Below are 19,958 nucleotides of genomic sequence, written 5' to 3' on the forward strand. Positions count from 1 at the left end.
AGGTGCCTATTAAGTTGGTGGCTATTCATTTCTCTGTATCATCACTCCGACAATAAAGAGTCAACGTAGGTTGACTTATTGACCCATAGCAAGTTACTGTTCTGCTTCCTTTGGATATCGACTTTAAACGATACATTTACTGATCATAAAAAAGTGATTTTTTTAAATGTTTGGGAACTGGTGAAAAGCCAGGCTGCCCCCGCAACGGTACAACATTGTGTGATAACAATTGTTTAGCCCGGATACCAAACCATTGGATGATACTGGCTTCATTCGCTAGTACCGTGGTGTTGCGGAGGGCTTCACCGGATGGCTAAAAAGATGTAACGTTTATTCTGTACCATTCATAGTCACTCTCCTCCCAGCTTCGCCTGCGCTTGTATTCAGACGGAGATATTCTGTGTTAAATCTATTTAAAAATAAAATCGACAAAAAATTAGTTTATTCATTATTTATTAGTGCATTAGGTTGCTTGTCAGTGTGGCCTGCCCAGGCACATTTTCAAATGCTTTATACGCCTCATTTATTGCATGACAAAAGTGGTACTGTGACCTTGAAAATGCCCTTTACTCATCCGGCAATAAGCGGTCATGTTATGAAAGTGGAACCCTTTGAAGCTTTCTATATGCTCAAAAAAGGCAAAAAAACGGACTTACTGAATAAGGTTGAAGCCATTCAGTGGCAAAGTGCCGTGGATACTGGCAATGCCTTTCAAGCGCAGGTTAAGTTACGTGGTCTAGGTGATTATGTATTTATTCTGCAACCCTCTCCTTACTTTGAAGCTGAAGAAGATATTTATATTCAGCAGATCACTAAAACGATTGTCAATGTCGGCAACTTACCGAGTAGTTGGAATGATGATTTAAATTTAAGTGCTGAGATTGTGCCGTTAACCAAGCCTTATGCATTATATGAAGGGGGGATATTTAGTGGCGTTGTAAAGTCACACGGTAAGCCTGTTCCTTTTGCCGCTGTTGAGGTTGAATTTATTAACTACATACCTGAGATGGATAATAATCGTTTTGCGGCAACGTCGATAATGCCAACTTCATCTGATGCGTTTATTGCTCAAACCATCTATGCAGATGCAAATGGCACGTTTCATTTCCCATTATTAAAGGCCGGGCATTGGGGTTTTGCCGCACTCGGAGTAGGCGAAAAAACAACTCACAAGGGTAAACCTTTATCACAAGATGCCGTAATATGGGTGCAAGCTGAAAAGCTACCTCAGTAATTGTTAAGTAAAGATATCGCTTGTAGAGGGTCATATAGATTGACTATCGATTCACTCACACATATTAAGAGAGAACAATGCATATTGTTGATGGTGCTTTATCAGTGCCGGTACTTGTTAGTGGGGCTGCATTAACAGCAATTGGTGTTTATATTGGCTTAAAAAAAATGGATTATGAACGCCTGCCTTTAATTGGCGTATTAGCATCGGTTTTTTTTATTGCATCTTATATTCATTTGCCCTTGGGCTTTTCAAGTGTTCATTTGATTATGAATGGGCTATTGGGGCTTCTTTTGGGGTGGGCTGCCTTTCCTGCCTTGCTAGTGGCGTTATTATTACAAGTGATATTCTTTGGCTTTGGTGGCTTACTGGTACTCGGGGTGAATACACTCAATATTGCATTACCGGCGGTATTCGTATTTTACCTTTGTCATCGCGGAATACGTAGCAATAGTGCCAATGTTGCAGCATGCTGGGGCGCTGTTGCTGGTGCGATGTCAATTGCACTGACCGCAACGATGGTCGCATTGTCATTAGCTCTATCGGGTGATTCTTTTGTTTTGGCTGCCAAAGCTGTGTTACCTGCCCATATTCCAATTATGATCCTAGAAGGCTTTGTTTCTTATGCCGCTGTTTATCTGATTCATAGGGTTAAGCCTGAATTTATTGATAACGGACATCAATCATGACGCGTATTTATTGGTTCGTTATCTTGCTGTTGATCGGCTGTGCTAACGCGTCGGCGCATAATGTTGTCGGCGGAGTTTATGCCGATGGATTTACGATTGAAGGGGAAGTTGGGTTTTCAAATGGTAGCATGGCCAGTGCTGGCAGTGTCGTAAAAGTCTCAACTCAGTCGGGCGTAGCGCTAGGAGAAGTACTTACTGATGATGAGGGCTTTTTTACCTTTCAGGCAACCCAATCAATAACTCATGTATTTGAAGTGAACTTAGGGGCCGGTCATCAATTGACCATGCAATTACCGGTTGAAGAGTTACCCGATAGTGCGGCTCTCACTATTCCTATGTCAGAATCAGAACAAGCTCAATTAGGTATTGATTCGGTGGCGGAACCACTCGCAACTAACTCATCCATTAATCACTTACAACTTGAGATGGCAATTGCTAAACAAATAAAACCATTACGCAAAGAGATTCAATCACTCAAAGAAAAATCAGGTTTACGGGATATATTGGGCGGCATTGGCTATATATTTGGCTTGCTCGGAGCGCTGGCGCTGTGGCGAGAACATAAATTAAAGGCGAAGCATTAATGTCAGAGAAGCTTGAGCATAGCTTTACGTCATGGTCCGGGCAGGCGTTAAAGCATCGAGCATCATGGGTCGATAGGGTTGATCCACGTGTTCGAGTGGTCAGTGCGACGGGCTTTGCTTTTGTTGAAGTATTAAGCCAATCATTTTTGCCGACACTATTTGGACTAGCAGGGGCTTTTTTATTGGTGAAAGCAAGTCGATTGGATATTAAGCGCACTTTACGTCGGATGCTGGCGATGGACCTTTTTATGCTCATGCTTATTTTCGTTTTGCCTTTTACAACGCCAGGCGATCCTATTTTTAGCTTTTGGGGAATGGTAGCGAGTTGGCAAGGGCTTAATCATGCTTTATTGATTACTATTAAAGCGAATGCTGTATTATTGGTACTTTTTGCATTGGTCGCGACAATGCCTGCGTCTACTTTAGGGCATGCATTAGCGCATTTTAAGGTGCCGGATAAGTTAGTGCATTTATTGTTATTTATGGTGCGTTATTTAGAAGTGATAAGTCAGGAATATAAGCGTATGCGTCGTGCGATGCAGGCTCGCGCTTTTGTATTACAAACCAACCTCCACACTTGGAAAAGTATCGGCTATTTATTTGGTATGCTGTTGATTAGGTCGGTTGAACGAGCAGAACGCATTGCTGATGCGATGAAGTGCCGTGGTTTTTGCGGGCGATATTATCTAAGTGATGATATGAAACTATCTCGTATTGACGGGTATTTTGGTTTGTTGTTTTTGTGTTTTTTACTATCAATCATTGGACTGAATATTAATGACTTATTCTGGTAATCCACTTATTCAATTACATAATTTAAGCTATGCCTACCCACGGCGTGGTAATGTGTTAAAGAAGGTCAATTTCACCTTACATGCCGGTGAGCGCGTGGTGATTCATGGTGATAATGGAGTGGGCAAAACTACCTTGTTACATTTAATGGTTGGCCTAAAGAAAGCCAAACAAGGCGAGGTCATTGCGTTTGGCGAACGCTGTGAAAGTGAAAAGCAATTTAACCGGATGCGTGCTAAAGCAGGCCTTCTTTTTCAAGATCCTGACGACCAATTATTTTGCCCTAGCGTGTTGGAAGATGTGATGTTTGGCCCGTTAAATTTAGGATTTTCAAAGCAACAGGCGATACAAATCTCCTTAGATACCCTTAAAAAACTGGGTATGCAAGGGTTTGAATCCCGTATTACGCATCAGCTTTCCGGAGGAGAAAAACGCATGATCACATTAGCCAGTGTGTTAGCCATGGATCCTGATGTGTTGATTTTAGATGAGCCTACCAATGCCTTAGATGAAAAAGCGAAGTTGCGTTTATTACATGTTTTACAAGCATTACCTCAGGCAATGATTATTATTTCTCATGATAAATTGTTTTCAGAGCAGTTAATGACGCGCCAGCTTGTGTTAGCAGAAGGTCAGTTAACTGAACAAATTACCTCTGCAATTGCAGTGGCATGAGGAGTCACAATGAGTCATCAAGTAACCCCACATATTTTTCCTTTTAGTGCAGTGCAAGGACAAGCGTTGTTTAAATTAGCACTGTTATTAACAACGGTTAATCCTGCCATTGGTGGGGTGCTTATATCCGGTCCACGTGGCTGTGCTAAATCAACGTTAGCGAAAGCCGTTACCGATTTACTGCCGAATACAGTCGATAATGCCGCGCAATTTGTATCGTTACCCTTAGGGGCTAGCGAGGAAATGCTGATTGGTACATTGGATTTGGATCACGCTCTACAAGATCGCGCAGTAAAGTTTAATCCTGGGTTACTACAAAAAGCCCACCAGGGCGTATTGTATGTGGATGAAGTTAACCTATTACCAGATCACCTTGTTGATCAGCTATTAGATGTGGCCAGTAGTGGTGTGAATATTATTGAACGCGATGGTATCAGCCACCAGCATGCGGCTCGGTTTACGTTGATTGGTACCATGAATCCTGATGAAGGCGAGCTTCGTCCACAACTGCAAGACCGATTTGGGTTAATGGTGGAGTTGGATAACCAATACAGTGTTGAAGAGCGCATTAATATCATGAAGGCGCGACAGCACTTTGAACAGGATAGTGATGGCTTTTGCCAAGCGTACCATGAACAGCAAGCTCAGTTGCAACAGCAAATTAGCGATGCTCAGACGTTATTAGCACAGGTAACCTGTGATGATGCTTGTTTTACCGAGATTGCGACACGTTGTCAGTCAGCTCATGTGGATGGTTTACGTGCTGATATCATTATGCACCGTGCCAGCTTAACGCATGCAGCGTGGTGTGGTCGAAATGCCGTTACAATGGAAGATATTGAGCAGGTTGCCCCTTTGGTGTTATTACACCGGATGCAAAATATGACCCCACCAGCTAAGGGGAATGGCTCATCAGGCCATAATAATAAACCGTCTGATCAGCAACAAAGTCCTTTTTCACGTCCCCAAGAGCGCAATGAGCTTGAGGATGAACAAGATAATGAGCAACCACATCACACCTCAGGTGCCTCGGGTGATTGGGGAGCGATGTCGATGCAGTCTGCTGAGAGCCAAACAGTAGCAAACTCTTCTGCGATTGAACTGCCATCTGCGCTTGATCATGCTCTAGCAAAGAATGCTTCGTTAGCAAGGCGTCACGAGATAAGCCAACATAAAGGGCAAAACAGTCGAGGGTTGCAACGTGCTCATCAAGATAGTCAAAAACCAAATTGGTTTTCAACTTTGGCTAACAGTTTAGATCATTGGCCGCCACAACGTTGGGTGTTCAAAAAAGACAAGAAGGGCGGTCAGAAAATGCATTTGATTTTATTAGATACTTCCGCATCAACGTTAACCGATAGCTTGTCAGGGTTTGCAAAATCAGTGGTCAAAAAAATCACCGAGAATGCCTATTTACAGCGTGACAAAGTTACCTTGCTAGGGTTTGGTAATGAGCAAGTTGAAGTTCTGATGAAAGATCGACGAGCGCCTAAATCGGTGGATCATTTACTCAATGATATTAGTGCCATGGGAGGAACACCATTTCGCTTAATGCTAGAAAAAGCCGCGCTGACTATTCAACAACTTGGATTGCGTTATCCGGGCATTTCATTTTTTTGTTATTTGATTACTGATGGGCGAACTCGCGCAGACATTCATGATTTAAAGCTTAATGTTCCCACGTTACTGGTTGATATTGAAAAGTCAGTGGTAAAGCGAGGGAGAGGGCCCGTTTTGGCGCAGCAGCTAGCAGCTGAATATGTCGCCATGAATGGATAAAGTAGGGAATATATTGATGAATAATCACGTAACTCAAACAGCCTCATGCCCAGCCTTATTTTTAGCGGCCCCAGCATCTGGTCAGGGTAAAACCACTATCACTGCGGCTATTGCACGCTATTTTACCTCCCAAGGCAAAGTCGTCCGAGTGTTTAAAACAGGTCCTGATTATTTAGATCCGCAAATTCTTGCACAAGCTTCAAAGGGGCATGTTGAGCAGTTGGATATGTGGATGGCCGGGGAAGCTTATTGCCAACAAAAATTGTATCAAGCAGCTCAGCAAGCGGATCTCATCTTAGTCGAAGGGGCGATGGGGTTGTTTGATGGCGAGCCGTCCAGTGCCGATTTAGCCGCGCGTTTTAATATTCCGATTGCCATTGTCATGGATGTGAAAGGGATGGCGCAAACGGCTGCGGCAGTGGCGATAGGGCTAGCTAATTTTCGAGATGATTATCAATGTTACGGGCTAATTGCTAATAACTGTAGTACAGCGCGTCATGCCCAACTAATAAGTGACGCACTGGCAGATAAATTGCCGTTACTTGCTTGCCTTAAAAAAGATCCAAACATTGCATTACCAGAGCGGCATTTAGGCTTAGTGCAAGCCAGTGAAGTCAGTGAGCAGTTAGAAGAAAAGTTTACGTTAGGTTGTCAGTGGTTGCTAGAAGGGCAAGATCGAGCGCAAGGAAACAAGAGTGAAGCCAGTCGATTGCTAACCTTACCGCCGGAAGTTGATTTTTATAGTGTACAAACGCCCACTGTTGAAGCTTTATTGGTTGGAAAAAACATTGCTGTGGCTCGTGACAGTGCATTTAGCTTTATTTATCAGGCTAATACGCGCTTATTAGAAGAGATGGGAGCAAAGCTTCGCTATTTTTCTCCTTTGAAAGATACGCAACTACCGCAAGCTGATGCATTGTGGTTACCGGGTGGTTACCCTGAATTATATGCACAAACCTTGGCGGACAACAGTGTATTGCATAAGCAAATTAATGACTTTTTTAATGCGAACAAACCAGTGTTAGCAGAGTGTGGTGGTTTCCTATATTGTTTGGATTCGTTGCTGGATTTGCAAGAACAGCAACATACTATGTTGGGGCTACTAAATGGTTACGGCAGTATGTCAGGTAAACGTGGCTGCCAAGGCATGCAAAAAGCGATATTACCCGAAGGAGAGATCCATGGGCATGCGCATCACCGCTCACGTGCAATCATGAATATGCAGCCTATAGGTTATGGTCAACGGCAACGTCATCCTGCACCGGGAGAGGCGATTTATCGTCATAAAAATTTAACCGCCAGTTATCTGCATCTATTTTTTCCATCCAACCCGCGCCTGATTGCAGATATTTTTTGTGGTCACTTGCAACAAGCAGATAAAGAGATGCTTGATGCTTGGGAAAATGATCAACATGCTGTGGTTACGAATCAGCCAAACAGTATTAATCCAAAAGGCAACTAATTACGATGTGGCCAGAATCGAGTGAAACAGCTCAGCCATTACGTAATGGCTTAACCACAGGAAGTTGTGCTACTGCTTGCTGTGTTGCTGCGCTGCGTTCGTTATTGGCAAATAAACAACCCGAATTCGTTGAAATTACTCTACCTCGTGGTGAAAAAGTAAATTTAGATATTATCAGTTATCAGGGGATTGATGGCGGAGTACGCACCGCAACAGTTAAAGATGCAGGCGATGATCCTGATGCAACACACGGCGCCACCGTTTTTGTGGAATTGCGCTTAACTACTCAGCCCGGCATCACCTTTAAAGCGGCACACGGAGTCGGTACGGTTACACGAGAAGGCTTAGTTCTAACAGTAGGAGAGCCAGCCATTAACCCTGTTCCACGTAAAATGATGATAAGCCACCTGCAACATTATGCTCTTACTTATCAATACCAAGGTGGTTTTGAAGTTGCGGTTGGAGTGGAAAATGGTGAGAAAATTGCCCAACACACCATGAATGGGCGGCTAGGTATTATCGGTGGGCTATCTATTTTAGGGACAACGGGGATTGTTCGTCCTTTTTCCTGTGCAGCTTATATCGCATCAATTCATCAAGGTATTGATGTGGCGCGTGCCAACGGTGTGATACACATAGCGGCCTCGACGGGGAATGCTAGTGAACGTGCAATTAAAGCGCATTATGGGATGGATGACATGAGCTTGATAGAAATGGGCGACTTTGTTGGGGCAATGTTGAAATACCTGCGTCGTGAAAAAAAACAAGCACAAACAGGTTATCGCATTACTAAGCTCAGTATCAGCGCAGGCTTTGGAAAGTTAACCAAATTAGCGAATGGTCACTTAGATCTCAATAGTCGCCAATCCAGTATCGATTTTCACCAGCTTGCCAGCATTGCACAATCATTAGGTGCGAGTGAAAAAGTACAACAGCAGATCCTCGCTGCCAATACAACTATCGAAGTGCTTAATCAATGCCAAGCCCTTGAAATTGATATTGCGGCAGAGATTTGTCAACGCGCACTCACTGTTGCCACCGATATTGTTCACGAGTCGATAGAGGTTGAAATCTGGGCCGTGGATAGAAAAGGCAAGTTTGTCGCCAATAGCAATGGTGCCACATCAGAACAGTTAGCCGCGATCAATCAAAGGCGAGAGATAGCACAATGAAAGTGTTAATTGTTGGCGGGACGGCAGATGGCCGTAAATTAGCTACAACATTGCACGAACAAGGGGTTGATGTTGTATACAGTATTGCCGGCCTTGTTCGCAAAGCAACGGTGCCGTGTGCTGTTATTAGTGGCGGGTTTACCCAGTTTGGTGGCTTAGCGCGTTATCTTCACGATCAGGGCATTAGTCATGTTGTAGATGCAACGCACCCTTTTGCGCAACAAATGAGCAACCGTATTGCACAGGTGAGTGAGGACCTCTCTATTCCCGCCATTCGCTTTCATCGTTTGCCTTGGCCCAAAACAGAGCAAGATCATTGGATTGAAATAAGCCAATGGTCAGAGGTGATATCACAAATCGCAAGTCATCAGTGTGTTTTTGTTACCGCAGGACAAATCAGTCAATCAGTCATTGATGCTTTAGCCAAAAAAGCACGACATATTGTGTTGCGGACGGCAATGCCAGCGAAAGTGACGCTACCAGAGAACGTCACTTGGTTAAAGGCGATAGGGCCTTTCTTATTGGCACAAGAAAAAGCGTTGCTGGTGGATCATCATATCGATGTGATCATTAGTAAAAATAGCGGAGGTGAAGCGACTTACGCAAAAATTCAAGCCGCTGCGCAAGCTGCTATCCCCGTTTATCAATTTCAACGCCCACAGCTTAAGCCATTAACTTATCAGGTTGATAATAGATCAAGTTGTGTTGCGTTATTAAGTGACTTGGCAAAGCAAGAGAAAATAACATGAAGTTTCAGTATATCCACGATCCCGCCTTGATAGAGCAAGAAAGTTTTCGCCAAATACGGGCGTTAACAGAACTTGATCATTTATCGATAGAAGCACAGCAAGTGGTGATGCGTATCGTACATAGCATTGGTATTCCAGCCGTCGCGGAACATGTCAAATTAAGCGAACAGGCGTGCCAGTCGGGGATAAAAGCGTTACAAAACGGAGCGGCAATTTTATGTGATGTGGAAATGGTCAAGCAGGGTATTACCAAGCGCATGATTAAAACCGAACCGTTGTGCTTTTTAAATGCTCAAGGTGTGCCAGCTCGGGCCAAAGCGACAGGAGAAACGCGAACGATGGCCGCATTAGCGGATTGGTTACCCTATTTAGCAGGCAGTATTGTAGTGATAGGTAATGCACCGACTGCACTATTTCGATTATTGGAAATGATCGCTGAAGGGGCGCCTAAACCTGCGCTAGTGATTGGCATGCCTGTTGGGTTTGTTGGGGCGGCTGAGTCAAAACAAGCGTTATGGGAGCATCATCAAGCATTGGGGATCGAATGCATTACCTTACTCGGTAAAGAAGGCGGCAGTGCGGTTTCTAGTGCGACCTGTAACGCCTTGCTACGCTGTATCAATGGTGAATTCTACTAATGTCAGAAAACATAACAAATCCTCGTACTATTAGCGTGGTTGGATTGGGGGTGGCTGAAACCGCACTGTTAACCCAAGAGGCATTGGCAGCTTTACAATCTGCGCAATTAATTATTGGCTCGGAACGGCAATTATTGACCATTAAAGCCCACCTTAGTGATGATGCTTATCATTCCAAAGTGGCGCTAATGCCAAAACTAGCTGCGTTAAAATCGTTAATTGTACGTGCTCAGCCAGTCGTTGTTTTAGGATCTGGCGACCCACTCTTTTATGGCATAGGTAGCTGGATTACTAAGCATTGCGATGACGCACAGGTGCAATTTTTCCCTGCTGTTTCGAGCATCACACAGGCTTGCCACTGTTTAGGTGTCGCTCAGCAAGATATTGTTGTGTTGAGTTTACATGGCCGCCCGCTAGCAAAATTAAAGCAAGCTTTAAAAGCACAGCGTACCTTATTAGTGCTTACCGATAAGCATAGCCAGCCTCAACATATTGCTGAGATTTGTCTACAAACGGGGTTTACGGATGCGAGGATTATTGTCGCAGAACGTTTAGGCTATAGCGATCAAAAGATTACTCACTTTACTGTTGAAGCATTACTGAGTGGCGAATGGCAGTTTGACGCATTGCATGTGTCGTTTATTGAATGTGGACGAAATGGCGGTTACTTACCCGAGTTTCCTGGTATTAAGGATACCGATTTTGAAACAGGTGAGTTGGGCAGTAAAGGAATGATCAGCAAGCGCGAAGTGCGTTTAGCGATTTTGTCATTGCTCCAACCCGCTAATGACGATGTGATTTGGGATATTGGAGCAGGTTGTGGCGGGGTGTCAGTTGAGTTGGCATATTGGCAGCCAAAGGCATCGATTTATGCCATTGAGCACCATCAAGCACGCTTTGATTGTTTAATTCACAACCAACAAAAATTTGGTGTGGTGAGTAACTTGTATCCGACGTGGGGGCGTGCACCTAATGCACTGACCTCATTACCTGCTGCTAACAAAATATTTATTGGTGGCAGTGATGGCGAACTTCCTCATTTACTTGAGACACTTTGGCAGCAATTGCCTGCTGGTGGGCAAATCCTAGTATCTGCAGTGATGGAAAAAACCAAGTCACAATGCTTAGCCTTTTATGAGCAACGCGAAAATCAACACGATAGTGAATTAGAAACGTTACAAATCGCAGTAAGCAAGAGCAGAAGTCTGGCGGAACAATTGGCTTATCAGCCAGCATTGCCCGTTAGTTTATTTAGCTTTACGAAGTGCAACCTAAAACCATGTAACAAAGGAAGTGAAAGTGAATAAGGCATGTTCTGAAAGCTCGCCACGTATTGGGCAATTTATTGGCGTAGGTGTTGGACCTGGTGATCCCGAATTATTAACTTTAAAAGCATTTCGTGCAATTCAAGATGCAGATGTTGTTTGTTATTTAGAAAACGAATCAGGGCAGTCACATGCATTGTCGATTGCCGCTGAAGCATTTAAAGCACCACGTAAAACACAATCTCATTTAGGAATACATTTTGTGATGTCTCGTGATAGAGCCGCGGCGAATGCTGCTTATGATAAGGCCATATCAAAAATACATGAGCAACTGCAAACAGGTAAGAAAGTGGTGTTTTTATGTGAGGGTGATCCACTCTTTTTTGGCTCATTTACTTATTTATTAGCTCGTTTAGATAGCCAGTACACTTCTCAAGTGATCCCCGGTATTCCCGCATTTGTTGCCGCAACCGCTGAATTAAAGCAACCGTTGACAGTGCTTAAGCAATCATTTGCCGTGGTCACAGGGCGCCACAGTGATCAAAAAATTAAAGCGGCATTATGTGAACATGATGCGGTGGTTATCATGAAAGCAGGACAAGAGAGAGCGCGCATATTAACCCTGTTAAAAGAAACCAATCGCTTTGATGACGCGCAGTATTTAGAGTATATCAGCCGTGATAATCAACAGGTGGTGAGTGACTTATCCCAGCTAGCCGATCAAGCGGGTCCTTATTTTTCATTGTTTGTTATAACACGTGATGAGCCTTGCGAATGATTACGATTGTGTGTTTGACCGACACTGGTTTGCAGCTGGCACGGCGTTTAAAGCACAGCTTGATGCAAACGTCACTCTCTGGGCCGGTGAGTATCTGTTTTAAACCCACTCCTTTTACCAAGGTTGTGCAAGAGTGCTTTATGCAAGGTCAGCAGCTTATCTTTATTTGTGCCACGGGGATTGTAGTGCGCACCTTAGCGCCAGTGCTGAATGATAAATATTCTGACCCCGCCGTACTCGTGTTGGATGAAAAAGGTGAATTCGTGATCCCATTACTTTCAGGGCATGAAGGTGGCGCGAATGAGCTAGCGCGGCAAGTCTCTGAACAGTTGAATAATCAGGTAGTGATCACCACGGCGAACAGTTATATCAAGCCGGTCTATGTAGTGGGCATGGGGTGTGAGCGTGACTGTCCAGAAGCGGTGTTAGCGTCATTACTGGAAGCATGTTTAATTAAAGCCGGATTGACCTTTGAGGATGTGAGTGCCATTTGTAGCATTGATATTAAAGCCGATGAAGTGGGCTTAATGTCACTGGCTACAACATTAGGTAAGCCGTATCTGACGTTTAGTGCCGCACAGTTAAGTGAGATGGAAGAGCGGTTATCGACAAAATCGGATTATATATTGAAGACCGTTGGCGTGTATGGTGTGGCAGAATCGGCGGCGTTATATCAAGCTCAACAATATACCGATAATGGCAGTGAGTTATTACTGAATAAGCATAAAAATAGACAGGCAACATGCTCTATTGCGAGAAGTTACCATAAGGCCAATAAAAGCTGTGCTATTGAGTGCACCGAGTCCGGTCAAAATAGTCACATAAAGTAAGGAATGAAATGAATAGTAAAAAACAACTTTTTATTGTTGGCATGGGGCCGGGTGATGCGCAGTTAGTCACGCCAAAAGCATTACAAGCGATTGAGGAAAGTACGGATCTAGTCGCTTATGGGCTTTATTTGGACTTATTAGGGGCACCTTGTAATAACAAGGTACACCATGATTTACCTTTAGGGGAAGAGATTGCGCGAGCACGATTAGCACTCGATTTAGCTGCCAGCGGTAAAACAACATCGCTTATTTCAAGTGGTGATATTGGCATTTATGCGATGGCAACATTGGTTTTTGAATTACTTGATAGACAACTTGAGGGCGATCAACAGAACCCTGAATGGTTAGAGGTTGAAATTCAAGTAATACCGGGAATCTCGGCGATGCAGGCGGGAGCAAGTTGTGTTGGCGCGATGCTTGGGCATGACTTTTGTACGATTAGCTTATCCGATCTATTAACGCCGTGGGAAACAATTGATAAACGCATTCATAGCGCAGGAGAAGGGGACTTTGTTATCTCTTTTTACAATCCGGTATCTAAAAAGCGCGATTGGCAATTAAACCATGCCCGAGATGTGTTATTACAATATCGCCCAGCTTCTACTCCCGTGTTATTAGGAAGGCAACTTACTCGAGAAGATGAAAGTATTCGTATCATCCGTTTAGATGAATTAGATGCGAAAGACGTTGATATGTTCACTTTGGTGAGCGTAGGTAACAGCGAATCAAGGCATATTGTTAATGGCCAAAAAGAGTGGGTATACACGCCACGAGGTTATAAAAAGAAACTATAGACTGTTGCCCAATTTACCCTTGTATGGAGAGGGTGAGCATGGTTTTGCATAAATGTTGAGCCTGGCTGAAATACGCAGCTTTAGCGTAATAGGCAGAATACAAATAGTGTTAAGGAATGAAACATGACCGTTTATTTTATTGGTGCAGGGCCAGGTGATCCTGAACTTATGACGATTAAAGGTGCACGAATACTTAAGCAATGTCCAGTTGTGTTATATGCAGGATCATTGATTCCACGGCAATTGTTACAAGATGTCGAGGAAAGTGCAGAATTGATTGTTGATACTGCCAAAATTAACCTTGATGAAATGGAAGCTTACTTTGTGGAAGCGGCCAACGCCGGAAAAGATGTGGCGCGTTTGCAATGCGGTGATCCCGCATTATATGGTGCAATTGCGGAGCAAATCCGTCGTCTTGAAAAACACAATATTGATTATCAAGTGATACCAGGTGTCAGTGCAATGGCAGCATCTGCCGCCTATCTCGGCAAAGAACTAACACTTTCTGGTGTGTCACAAACTGTGATTATGACGCGCTATGAAGGTAAAACTCCATTCCCAGAGCGTGAGCGTTTACCACAATTAGCACAAAGTGGTGCCACCCTTGCGATCCATCTAGGGGTCACTAAAATACGAAAAATTGTCGCGGAACTCCTTCCTCACTATGGTGAAGATTGCCCTGTAGCGGTGTGTTATCGAAGCTCATGGCCGGATCAAGATAAGGTCACTGGAACCTTAGGGGATATTGCTGAAAAAGTAGAAGCGAAAGGTTTTAAACTTACCGCACTTATTTTAGTTGGGCACGTGTTAGATACAGACAATTTTAATGATTCTTATCTTTACCATAAAGATAAGCCCAATATTTTTCGCCGTCGTAAAGGCGAGCTCACCCTTGAAGAGTTAGAGGAACATAATGTCAGCAAGTAATCTCTTATTAAATAAAATTCCGACGACCGTAGTAACTGGTTTTCTGGGTAGTGGTAAAACGACCTTATTGGCTAATTTACTTAAAAAAGCCAAAGGCAAGCGTATTGCTGTGATTATGAATGAATTTGGCGAGCTAGATATTGATTCTGAATTACTGCGTAGCTGTCCACTCGAATGTGAAGATGAAACAGCAGAGCTCATTGGTGGAGATGATGGAATATATGAATTAGCGAATGGCTGCATTTGTTGTACCGTAGAAGAAGAATTTTTACCAGTGATGGAAAAATTGGTTGAGCGCCGTGATCAGATAGATCATATCTTGATCGAGACATCAGGACTTGCTTTACCAAAGCCATTAGTACAAGCGTTTAATTGGCCGGGTATTAAAGAGCATTGCACAGTTGATGCAGTCATCACGGTCGTTGATGGACCAGCGATTGCTGCAGGGCGATTTGCTGCAGATGAAGAGAAGGTGAAGGCACAGCGCGCGCTCGATGATAGCTTAGATCATGATCCAAGCTTACAAGAGCTATTAGATGATCAATTAAATTCAGCTGATTTAGTGGTCGTGAGTAAAAGTGACTTGTTAGATCAAGATGCCCAGAAAACCGTGAAATCGGTTATTGAAAAGCGTTTACCCGACTCGGTAAAAACCGCATATATCAATCATGGTGATGTGCCAATAGAGGTACTGATTGGCATCAATGCCGCCTCTGAAAAAAACATCGAGCAAGTGCATAATCATCATGATCATCACCATGCACATGGCGAACACCATGATCATGCTCATGACCACTTTGACTCGATAGTTGTCAGTTTAGGCAAGGTCGATGCAGAAAAATTAAAAGGCAGTGTCACGGAGCTACTGAATACCTTTAACTTGTTCCGTGTAAAAGGGTTTGCGGCAGTAGAAAATAAGCCGATGCGCCAAGTGTTACAAGCCGTAGGCAAGCGTTTAGATGTACACTTTGATAGATTATGGGACGCTTCAGAAACCCCTTGCACACAATTAGTCTTAATTGGTAAAGGCTTAGATGAAGCAGCAGTATTACGCATTTTGAAAACGGCTGAGGTTTAATCGGCAATGCATCTATTAGCAGCACAGCCAGGCGGGTTTGTTGAAGAAGAGGGGATTGTCGATTTAGCGCAATCGCCCGCACCACTCGTTGTGCTTAGTGCAGCCGATAGTCAATTGACAGCCTTGTCAGTGGGTTTTCAACAAGCTAAGCAAACACCGGGCTTGGCTGAAACACGTTTGGCTAATTGGACACATTTACTAAAGCCTGCTGCTTTTGACCTTTATGAAAGTAAGGTGCTTGAGCAGGCGAAAGTAGTTGTCGTCTCGCTATTAGGTGGCAAAGCGTATTGGAAATACGGCGTTGAAGGGTTGTTGCGTTGGTCAACCGAGAAGCCGGAAAGAACGCTTATATTGGTTCCCGGTGATGATAATGTTGACCCTGAGTTAACAGAGTTATCGAACGTTTCTGAAGTCGTCCAGCATACGGTATGGCGTTATTTTCGTGGGGGTGGTATTGAAAACAGTGTGCAACTTTTCAATTATTTAAATAAGTTGTTTTTTTCTCTCGACGTCACATGCCAAGCCCCCACGTTTTTAGCACAAGCTCAGTTTTATAATCAACAGCTGGTCATGCAAAAGTGGCAATCTCAGCAAAAAACAGTGGCGCTGATTTTTTATCGTAGCCATTTGCAATCTGCGAACTGCGAGATGTTTGATCAGTTGATTGATTTAATGTCTGAAAATGGTATTAACCCGTTACCCATTGTGATTAGCTCATTAAAAGATGCGCAAGCGATGTTGGTTGTGAATCAGCTGTTAACAGAGTTTGATTGTCGTTTAATATTGAATACCACCGGTTTTGCTGCCAACACCGTCAGCACTCCAGACTTAAGTTCGGAGCCAAATAGTTTTAAACGCTTATTTACAGTTGATATCCCTATTTTACAAGTGGTGCTGTCGAGTAGCACTTTGGACGATTGGCGAGAATATAAACAAGGTTTACGTAGTCGTGATATTGCGATGCAAGTGGTATTACCTGAAATGGATGGAAAGGTCTTAACGCGGGCAATTAGCTTTAAAAGCGAGGCGTTCTTTGATCAAGCAACTCAGATATCACTAGTACAGTATCAATTACATCATGAGCGTGCGCTGTTTGTGATTGAGCTTGCTAAAAAATACCTGCAACTATCAACGCTGGATAATAATAAAAAACGTATTGCGCTGGTCTTAGCGAATTATCCAACCAAAGATGGACGCATTGGTAATGGCGTTGGGTTAGATACGCCTCAATCAACGATTAATATTTTACGTCGTTTACAAGCGGCGGGGTATCCAGTTGAAGATATTCCTGAGAATGGTAATGCATTAATTGAATCATTATTAGAAGCAGTGACCAATAACCCAAATACCTTACATCATTTGCCTTGTTGGCAGAGTTTATCCTTAGCAGAGTACAAACAATTATTTGCAACATTACCGGAGCAAAGTCAGCAAGCGATCAATACGCGGTGGGGACAACCAGAAGAGGATATTAAGTGCCGCAATGAGCGGTTAATGATATCTGGAATACGCCTAGGTGAAACCTTTGTTGGGATTCAACCCGCGCGTGGTTTTAATATTGATTTGCTCGCTAATTATCATGACCCTGATCTCGTGCCACCTCATCATTATTTAGCGTTTTACTTTTGGTTACGAGTGACCTACCAAGTAAATGCGATTATTCATGTCGGCAAGCATGGTAATTTGGAATGGTTACCAGGCAAAGGGTTAGCCTTATCGAATGAATGTTGGCCCGATGCCGTGTTAGGTGCGATGCCTCATTTTTACCCTTTTATTGTTAATGACCCCGGGGAAGGGGCGCAGGCAAAAAGACGTACCCAAGCGGTGATTATTGATCACTTAATGCCGCCGATGGCAAGAGCCGAAAGCTATGGAGAATTAGCCGAGCTAGAAGGACTGGTGGATGAGTATTATCAAGCTCAAGGGTTAGATACACGACGAGAGTCTTGGTTACGTGAGCAAATTTTAGAAAAAGTGCAGCAGACACATATTGTAGAAGAATTAAATCAAGCTGCACTCGAAGATGACGAGCAAGTATTAGAAGAGTTAGACACTTACCTTTGTGACATTAAAGAAGCGCAAATTCGTCATGGTTTGCATATCTTTGGCCAGTTACCTGATGCGCATAAGGTCGCCAATACGCTGGTTGCATTATTACGTTTACCGCGAGGTGAAGGCCCTCAAAATCAGGGTATATTACATTGTTTAGTTGCTGATTTTGCATTGACTGTTGATGGTCAGTTGTTTGACCCATTACAAGCCGATCGGAGACCATGGCAAGGTGATAAGCCGCCATTATTAGCCGCTGTTAGCGACACGCTGTGGCGTAGCCAAGCAGATACACGTGAACGCTTAGAATTATTGGCGTTACGCTGGGTAACAGAGTACCTATTAGATGCACAAAATTTAGATGCACTTGCGCTTTATCCTGCCACTTGTGCACTGTTACGTTATGCACAGCAGCATATTCATAGCGCATTAAAAACGAGTGTTGATAATGAATTGCAAGCTATCGTTGATGGGTTATCGGCTAAATTTATTGAGGCCGGTCCAAGTGGTGCACCAACTCGTGGCCGCTTAGACACATTACCAACTGGGCGTAACTTTTATTCTGTTGATAACCGGGCAATCCCAACTAAAACGGCCTGGGAGCTTGGCCAAAAATCAGCACAAGCCTTACTTCATCGTCATTTGCAAGAACATGGCGAATACCCTCAGCAATTAGGTTTATCGGTTTGGGGGACGGCAACCATGCGCACGGGTGGTGACGATATTGCACAAGCCTTCGCCTTAATGGGCGTTAAACCGATTTGGGCTCAAGGTAGTCATCGCGTGGTCGATTTTGAGGTGATACCTTTTCAATTACTTAATCGTCCGCGTATCGATGTGACATTGCGAGTATCTGGCTTTTTTCGTGATGCTTTTGCGAATGTTATGGCTCTGTTTGATGCGGCGGTGTTGGCAATCAGAGAACTACGAGAGCCAGGTAATGGGAATGTGATTCAGCAAAATATTGAGCAGCGAGAAGCACAACTTATCGCGGATGGCATGACGGTTCAACAAGCTAAGCGGCAGGCCAGTTATCGTGTCTTTGGATCTAAACCCGGTGCTTATGGAGCAGGCTTACAAGGCTTAATTGATGAGCGTTGTTGGGAGCAAAAAAGTGATTTAGCTGAAGCCTATTTAAACTGGGGTGGGTATGCATATGGCAACAAAGCAGGGGATGGCGTGGATGCAAAAGAGGCTTTTTTACATCAGCTAAGTCATCTGCAAGTTGTTGTGCAAAATCAAGATAATCGCGAGCATGACTTACTTGATTCCGATGACTATTACCAATTTCAAGGCGGAATGAGTAATGCCACGGCTGTGTATTCTGGTCGTGCACCGAGTATTTATCATGGTGATAACAGTAACCCACATCAGCCAGTTGTTAGAACGTTGAAAGAAGAATTGAACCGTGTATTGCGTTCTCGCGTATTAAACCCAAAGTGGATTGAAGCGATGCGAGAGCATGGTTATAAAGGTGCCTTTGAAATGGGGGCGACTGTGGATTACCTCTTTGCCTATGATGCAACGACAGATTTAATTGCAGACTATCAATATAAACAAGTGTGTGATGCATTGCTGTTTGATGAACAGAATCAGCAGTTTTTAAAAGATAATAACCCACAAGTTATGGAAGAGATGGCTGAGCGCTTAATGGAAGCAGCCCAGCGTGGCCTATGGCAAGCCAGTGATGAATATGAACGGCAGTTGCAAGATCTCTTGTTGGACTGCGACGAAATGCAAGAGAGTAAATAATGAAAAGCCAGCATAGTTATAGCGACCTTGAAAAAGATGCGGTTTATCGAGTGATCAAAGAGCGTCGAGATATACGCCATTTCAATAATCAACCATTAGAGCCCGGTTTGTTATTGCGTTTGTTAACCGTTGCCAATCAAGCTCCAAGTGTTGGTTTAATGCAGCCATGGCGTTTTTTGCGTATATCCGATGATATTTTAAAAAATGCAATAAAAGCCTTAGTCGAGCGCGAGAGAAATACGACTGCTGAATTATTAGGTGATCGTAAAAGTGAATTTTTAAAATTAAAGGTAGAAGGCATTTTAGAGTGTGCTGAACTGGTCGTAGTAGCTTTACCTGAAGGGCGTGAAAAACATATTTTTGGACGTCGTTCGATGCCGGATATGGATCTCGCCTCAGTATCCTGTGCTATTCAAAATATGTGGTTAGCTGCTCGAGCTGAAGGAATTGGCTTGGGTTGGGTGTCTTTGTTTGACCCGATTGCATTAGCACAATTGTTAAACATGCCAGCAGATAGTCGCCCAGTCGCTATTTTATGTATTGGCCATGTTGAAAAGTTTTATGAAAAGCCGATGTTAATTGAAGAGAATTGGGCGCAGGCAGCGCCTATTGAATCTTTTTTATATGATAACTATTGGCCCAACAAGAATTGTAAGTAGGTTAAACCGTCATGCTTATATGAATACTGCAAGTTATTGCTTGATACTGTTT

The 19,958-nt window shown here is 43.6% G+C and carries 18 protein-coding genes and 1 riboswitch; all 18 genes read left to right on the top strand.

What is annotated here, in order from left to right; translation table 11 throughout:
• Positions 1–135: 135 nt before the first annotated feature.
• A riboswitch (cobalamin riboswitch) is annotated at positions 136–268 on the top strand.
• Between the two features lie 132 nt (positions 269–400).
• The 18 genes from ACWU4D_RS10585 to bluB all read left to right on the top strand — a co-directional run bounded on the left by ACWU4D_RS10585 (position 401) and on the right by bluB (position 19,906).
• Positions 401–1,234, top strand: a complete 834-nt coding sequence (locus ACWU4D_RS10585) for a DUF4198 domain-containing protein (RefSeq protein WP_456051390.1) — start codon at positions 401–403, stop codon at positions 1,232–1,234.
• 77 nt (positions 1,235–1,311) lie between these two features.
• Positions 1,312–1,923, top strand: a complete 612-nt coding sequence (gene cbiM, locus ACWU4D_RS10590; RefSeq protein ID WP_456051391.1) for a cobalt transporter CbiM — start codon at positions 1,312–1,314, stop codon at positions 1,921–1,923.
• Positions 1,920–2,507, top strand: a complete 588-nt coding sequence (locus tag ACWU4D_RS10595) for a hypothetical protein (RefSeq protein ID WP_456051392.1) — start codon at positions 1,920–1,922, stop codon at positions 2,505–2,507. Before cbiM ends, ACWU4D_RS10595 begins: the two co-directional genes overlap by 4 nt.
• On the top strand, positions 2,507–3,301 hold the full coding sequence (gene cbiQ / locus ACWU4D_RS10600; protein ID WP_456051393.1) for a cobalt ECF transporter T component CbiQ: 795 nt from the start codon (positions 2,507–2,509) through the stop codon (positions 3,299–3,301). The genes ACWU4D_RS10595 and cbiQ overlap by 1 nt, the downstream gene beginning before the upstream one ends.
• Positions 3,285–3,974, top strand: a complete 690-nt coding sequence (locus tag ACWU4D_RS10605) for an energy-coupling factor ABC transporter ATP-binding protein (protein ID WP_456051394.1) — start codon at positions 3,285–3,287, stop codon at positions 3,972–3,974. The genes cbiQ and ACWU4D_RS10605 overlap by 17 nt, the downstream gene beginning before the upstream one ends.
• A 9-nt stretch (positions 3,975–3,983) precedes the next feature.
• Positions 3,984–5,753: an ATP-binding protein gene (locus tag ACWU4D_RS10610; protein WP_456051395.1), complete on the top strand. Its 1,770-nt coding sequence runs from the start codon at positions 3,984–3,986 to the stop codon at positions 5,751–5,753.
• Positions 5,754–5,769: 16 nt separating this feature from the next.
• Entirely contained in the window at positions 5,770–7,215 is a 1,446-nt protein-coding gene (locus ACWU4D_RS10615; RefSeq protein WP_456051396.1) for a cobyrinate a,c-diamide synthase, read from the top strand.
• Between the two features lie 5 nt (positions 7,216–7,220).
• Complete coding sequence (locus ACWU4D_RS10620; protein WP_456051397.1) at positions 7,221–8,387, top strand: cobalt-precorrin-5B (C(1))-methyltransferase; 1,167 nt, start codon at positions 7,221–7,223, stop codon at positions 8,385–8,387.
• The gene (locus tag ACWU4D_RS10625) at positions 8,384–9,136 is read left to right on the top strand and encodes a precorrin-6A/cobalt-precorrin-6A reductase (RefSeq protein WP_456051398.1); all 753 of its coding nucleotides are present in this window, start codon (positions 8,384–8,386) and stop codon (positions 9,134–9,136) included. Before ACWU4D_RS10620 ends, ACWU4D_RS10625 begins: the two co-directional genes overlap by 4 nt.
• Positions 9,133–9,774 (top strand): precorrin-8X methylmutase, encoded by a 642-nt coding sequence (locus ACWU4D_RS10630; protein WP_456051399.1) that lies wholly within the window; start codon positions 9,133–9,135, stop codon positions 9,772–9,774. Before ACWU4D_RS10625 ends, ACWU4D_RS10630 begins: the two co-directional genes overlap by 4 nt.
• Positions 9,774–11,081: a precorrin-6y C5,15-methyltransferase (decarboxylating) subunit CbiE gene (gene cbiE / locus ACWU4D_RS10635; protein ID WP_456051400.1), complete on the top strand. Its 1,308-nt coding sequence runs from the start codon at positions 9,774–9,776 to the stop codon at positions 11,079–11,081. The genes ACWU4D_RS10630 and cbiE overlap by 1 nt, the downstream gene beginning before the upstream one ends.
• Positions 11,074–11,817 (top strand): precorrin-2 C(20)-methyltransferase, encoded by a 744-nt coding sequence (gene cobI / locus ACWU4D_RS10640; RefSeq protein ID WP_456051401.1) that lies wholly within the window; start codon positions 11,074–11,076, stop codon positions 11,815–11,817. Before cbiE ends, cobI begins: the two co-directional genes overlap by 8 nt.
• Positions 11,814–12,647, top strand: coding sequence for a cobalt-precorrin 5A hydrolase (locus ACWU4D_RS10645; protein WP_456051402.1), 834 nt, complete (start codon positions 11,814–11,816; stop codon positions 12,645–12,647). Before cobI ends, ACWU4D_RS10645 begins: the two co-directional genes overlap by 4 nt.
• An 8-nt stretch (positions 12,648–12,655) precedes the next feature.
• Positions 12,656–13,441, top strand: coding sequence for a precorrin-3B C(17)-methyltransferase (cobJ, locus tag ACWU4D_RS10650; RefSeq protein WP_456051403.1), 786 nt, complete (start codon positions 12,656–12,658; stop codon positions 13,439–13,441).
• A 123-nt stretch (positions 13,442–13,564) separates the two neighbouring features.
• Complete coding sequence (gene cobM / locus ACWU4D_RS10655) at positions 13,565–14,368, top strand: precorrin-4 C(11)-methyltransferase (RefSeq protein ID WP_456051404.1); 804 nt, start codon at positions 13,565–13,567, stop codon at positions 14,366–14,368.
• Positions 14,355–15,446: a cobalamin biosynthesis protein CobW gene (gene cobW / locus ACWU4D_RS10660; RefSeq protein WP_456051405.1), complete on the top strand. Its 1,092-nt coding sequence runs from the start codon at positions 14,355–14,357 to the stop codon at positions 15,444–15,446. Before cobM ends, cobW begins: the two co-directional genes overlap by 14 nt.
• 6 nt (positions 15,447–15,452) lie before the next feature.
• Positions 15,453–19,247, top strand: coding sequence for a cobaltochelatase subunit CobN (gene cobN, locus ACWU4D_RS10665; protein ID WP_456051406.1), 3,795 nt, complete (start codon positions 15,453–15,455; stop codon positions 19,245–19,247).
• The gene (gene bluB, locus ACWU4D_RS10670) at positions 19,247–19,906 is read left to right on the top strand and encodes a 5,6-dimethylbenzimidazole synthase (protein WP_456051407.1); all 660 of its coding nucleotides are present in this window, start codon (positions 19,247–19,249) and stop codon (positions 19,904–19,906) included. Before cobN ends, bluB begins: the two co-directional genes overlap by 1 nt.
• The last annotated feature ends 52 nt before the right edge of the window (positions 19,907–19,958 follow it).

The sequence above is a fragment of the Vibrio phycocola genome, assembly GCF_053850235.1.